This is a genomic window from Protofrankia coriariae (assembly GCF_001017755.1).
In the GTDB taxonomy this organism is placed as follows: Bacteria; Actinomycetota; Actinomycetes; order Frankiales; family Frankiaceae; genus Protofrankia; species Protofrankia coriariae.
In genome coordinates this window covers 1-3,886 of the sequence record NZ_JWIO01000019.1, presented here as the reverse complement: position 1 = coordinate 3,886, position 3,886 = coordinate 1, and the positions used below count along the sequence as shown (strand labels likewise).

Below are 3,886 nucleotides of genomic sequence, written 5' to 3'. Positions count from 1 at the left end.
TGGCAGGAAGCCGCCGATGAATACGACGGCACAGAGGTTGTAACCGAAAGAGGTTTGTGTTGCTGCGGCCGGTTACTTGAAAATTTTCAACCAAGATTTGTGACAGTGCTTTGACCTGCAGTGATGCATGATCTAGATCATATTGATGATCGATCCTGCCGTCGGGCGGCCTGCCAGGGGCCATCGGGGAACGGCCTGTCCAGTTCACGACACGCGACCTCACGTCCTGTGGTCGTTACCTTCAGTAGATGGCCGCTGGTCCCCGGCGGGCTCGGCCCGCACCGTATCGTGATCCATCCACCCGGTCGCCGTCACTGATCTGATATTCCGTGGCGAGCCGTGATGCCGGTGGCAGGCTCGGGCAGGCGACAGGCCCGGCGGTGGTGACTCGGGGTGGCTGCCGCCGGGGGTGGTGGGTCAGCCGGGGGGTGGGGTGAACGTGGGGTGGGTGTCGTCGGAGCCCCGCCACAGGTAGGCGGTCAGCCTGGCGCCCTCGGCACGTTCGGCGGCCGGGTTGGCCGGCGGCGGCCAGCGCAGCTAGGTGTAGAGCAGGACGCGGTGCTGGTCGTAGGCGGCCTCGACCAGGTCACCGAACGTCTGCGCCCGGGCCGGGACCATCAGCGTCACGCTGCCGACGGCGACGGCGAGCCCGACGGGCAGCGCCAGCCAGGTGAACGGGGTGAACGCGCAGAACAGCAGCCCCCACACCGCGGTGGTGACCGCCGCGTCCAGGCTGGCGCGGGCTGCGAGCAGGTCGGCGCGGGTGGTCTCGGGCAGCGCCGGCCACAGCCGCGGCCACAGGATGATCGCGTCCAGGCCGTACTTGTCCAGCGGGCGGCCTTCGGCGGCGCGCAGGATGTTCCCGATCGGGGTGGGCAGGAAGTAGCCGGGCGGCGCCGGCGGCAGCGTTCCAGCCGGGTGTAGGCGGCGAGTTCGTCGGTGGTGGGGGTGCTCGGTGGGCGGACGCGGTCGTAGGCGGCCTGCCAGGCGGTCTGGTCGGCGGCGGCGCGGGCCGCGAGCCNCGGCGCGGGCCGCGAGCCGGCCGGCCAGCCGGCGGCGGACGGGTGCGGTCCAGGCGGGCCAGTAGCCCTCCAGCAGCCGCAGCACCGGGGTGGCGGCGCGGGCGACGAGGATGCCGGAGGCGAGCACGGCGAGCAGGACGGTGAGGATGGCGGCGGTCTGCACGGCCGGGGTCTGCCGGTCCAGCCAGTCGGCCTGTTCGCTCAGTGTGTGCAGGCCGCCGCGGTGGTGGGTCCAGGCGGCGAGCCCGGCCAGCCAGAAGATCAGGGCGGGGGCGGTGACGGTGGCCCAGCGGTCGGCGAGTTTCCCCCCGACCGCCTCCCAGAACGCCCCCAGCATCAGGTCAGCCTCGCACCAGGCGGACCTGATGGGTGGGACAGTCCGGGATCGCGACGCCGACTTCGGGCCGGTACCAGGTGTAGTCACCGCGCGGGCAGACGTAGCGGCCGGCCTCGACCGGGCCGGGATCGCCCGGCAGGACGAGCGCGCCGCCGGTCTGCCGGTACAGGTAGCGGGGCTGATGGTAGGGCGGTCGGTAACGCGGCGCGTCCTCCAGAACCGTCCTGAGGAACCATGCGGTGGTCTCGTTGCCGTCGAGCAGCGCGCGGAGCTGGCGGGCAGCCGCCGCGTGGTCGGTGGGGGTGATGGCGGTGGCGGTGACGGCGGTGAGCTGGTTGGCGAGGCTGCGGTCCAGATCGGGGGCGGCCGGGCCGACCAGCTCGTCCAGATAGGGGCGGATCGCCCGAGCAGCCTCCAGCACCCCCTTGATCTCGTTCACTTCGCCGTCGTCGGTGCCCATCGGTTCTCCTCGTCGTACCGTGCGTCGTCCATACCGGGTGCCGGCCCGGGTGCGTGCCACCCGAGTGGGTGCGGGGTGTCAGGCGCCGGCGTGGATGTGCGGCGCCCACACCGACGGCTCGTGTGGCCACCGGTCACGTAGCCGCCGGGTCGCCGTATGCACCGCGACGGCCACATTGTCCGCGTCGGCGCCGTTGGTGCCGAGGAGGGTGTAGATGTGGTCGGCGATCTCCACGGCGTGCTGGTCGCCGATCGGCCACAGCGTCCCGATGACATGCCGGTAGCCGGCGAGTTGGAACGCCGCCGCCAGATTGATCACCTCGTCGGCCAGCCGACCGCCGGGGCGGGCGGTCTCGCAGGCGGACAGGAACGCCAGCTGGGCGCTGTCCAGGCGCAGCCGGGCGACATCCACGACCGTCAGCGGCCGCTGCTGATGGTCGGCGAGTAGCAGCCGGCTGGCCGAGGGGTTGGCCAGGTCGGCTTGGCCGTGGCAGGCGAAGTGCGCCCACCGGGCGGCCGGCAGCGCCGCCGTCACCGTGCCCCGGGTGGCGTCATCCCCGCCCAGCGGTTGGACCCGCTCGGGGAACCGCTCCCGCAGCTGACGAATCTCCTCCGCGGTGCCGGGCAGGTCGGACGCGCCAGGGGTACGGGGCATCCCGACCGCCACGATCCGTCCACCCTCCGCGCCGGGGAGAGGGCGGCGGGCGTGGATGAGAGCGCGGATCGTGGGGGTGGTCGAGCTGATCACCCGGTCCAGCACGGTCACCGGGGCCGGGTCGTGCCGGGTGTGGTGGTGGCCGGCGGCGTGGACCGGCAGGAACGCCAGCAGCCCGGAGACACACCACCACACCCGCAGCCCGCCCGCGTCCTCCGGCCGCCGCACAGCGGCCGGGCCCGGTCCGGTGGGGCCGGTCCTCTCCGGCGGGACGACTCCCGGGGTGCCGGTGGGGGCCGGCCGGTGATCCCGAGCCGGTCGAGGACCGGGCCGGCCAGGTTGTCCCACAGCCAGCCAAGGGTGTCGGTCAGTTGTTGTCTGTTGTCCGGTGTGTGGGGGCTGGCCAGCGCGGTCAGGAACGCGACGGTCTGCTCGTAGACCGCGGCGGGGGTGAGTGCGGGGAGGTCGACGGGGTCGAGCAGCCCGTCGGCGGTCAGGATCAGCGCGGACGACCCGAACTCGGACACGATCACCAGGATGATCGGTCCGGCGGTGGCGGCGGGCAGCAGGTCGGCCAGCCGGGGTGGGCGTAGGAAGTCCTCGAAGCCGGGCAGCCCGCGGATCCGCCCGATCGTGGCTTCAAGGGCGTCAGCGGCCCGTCGACGCCGCTCCCGCTCACCGTCGGTGAGATTGGCAGCCGGGATGGCCGATTGCGCCGGCCGTATCGACCGCGACAGGCCCGGCGGCGGGCGTGGGCTGGTCGAGCTGGGCGCACAGGTCGGTGAACCGGCCGGCCAGTTCCGGATGACGGGCGGCCAAAGCGGTCAGGTCGGTCCGGGTGTCCAACGCCTGCCCCAGCAGCACCCCCCGGCCCTGCTCGAACAGCTCGACGGCCCGGGCGGGCTGCCCGGCGCGCAGCGCGCAGGCGGCGGCGTCCGCCCCCAGGCTGCCGAGTTCTGCGAGCAGCCCCTCCTGGTCGGTCCGAGCCAGGCTGCGGGGGATGAGCGGGGAGAGCAGGTCGATCGCCGCGGTGAACCCGGCCGTCGCCTGCTCCCACCGCCCCCCGGCAGCCGCCGACCGCCCCCAGCCGCGGGCCGCGCCCGCGCGTATCCGCGGTGGCGCCACCGCGACCGCGACCGCTTCCTGGCTGGTGGTGATCGCGTCGTCGAGGTCTGTCATCTCCCCGACCCGCTCGAACCGGGTCTGCAGTGCGGCGCCAAGGTTGGACAGGTACATGGCGCGGTCGGGGTGGTTGGTGGGGGTGGTTGGTGGGGGTGGCTGTGACTGCTTCTCGGACGGTGGTGATCGCGGCGTCGAGGTCCGCTAGTTCTCCGACCCGTTCGAACCGGGTTCGCAAGGCAAGGCCGAGGTTGGACAGCAAGCCGGCGTGGTTGGGGTGGTTGGTGGGGGTGA

The 3,886-nt window shown here is 73.0% G+C and carries 4 protein-coding genes and 1 pseudogene; all 5 read right to left on the bottom strand.

Going from position 1 to position 3,886, the window contains the following annotated elements:
- Positions 1-417 precede the first annotated feature (417 nt).
- Positions 418-1,359, bottom strand: a pseudogene (locus FrCorBMG51_RS33840) (hypothetical protein).
- Positions 1,360-1,363: 4 nt separating this feature from the next.
- Positions 1,364-1,819 (bottom strand): hypothetical protein, encoded by a 456-nt coding sequence (locus FrCorBMG51_RS13220; RefSeq protein WP_047223389.1) that lies wholly within the window; start codon positions 1,817-1,819, stop codon positions 1,364-1,366.
- A 78-nt stretch (positions 1,820-1,897) separates the two neighbouring features.
- Positions 1,898-2,668: a CHAT domain-containing protein gene (locus FrCorBMG51_RS31250; RefSeq protein ID WP_052914643.1), complete on the bottom strand. Its 771-nt coding sequence runs from the start codon at positions 2,666-2,668 to the stop codon at positions 1,898-1,900.
- A complete protein-coding gene (locus tag FrCorBMG51_RS31245; RefSeq protein ID WP_052914642.1) occupies positions 2,581-3,006 on the bottom strand; it encodes a hypothetical protein in 426 nt (141 codons plus the stop codon). Before FrCorBMG51_RS31245 ends, FrCorBMG51_RS31250 begins: the two co-directional genes overlap by 88 nt.
- A gap of 142 nt (positions 3,007-3,148) precedes the next feature.
- Positions 3,149-3,709 carry a hypothetical protein gene (locus FrCorBMG51_RS31240; protein ID WP_052914641.1) on the bottom strand — a complete coding sequence of 187 codons (561 nt, stop codon included), beginning with the start codon at positions 3,707-3,709 and terminating at the stop codon, positions 3,149-3,151.
- Positions 3,710-3,886: the final 177 nt, after the last annotated feature.

Bases quoted from the DNA above. Each gene is read 5' to 3' on its own strand.
- FrCorBMG51_RS13220 (WP_047223389.1), bottom strand. From the start codon at position 1,819: ATGGGCACCGACGACGGCGAAGTGAACGAGATCAAGGGGGTGCTGGAG.
- FrCorBMG51_RS31240 (WP_052914641.1), bottom strand. From the start codon at position 3,709: ATGTACCTGTCCAACCTTGGCGCCGCACTGCAGACCCGGTTCGAGCGG.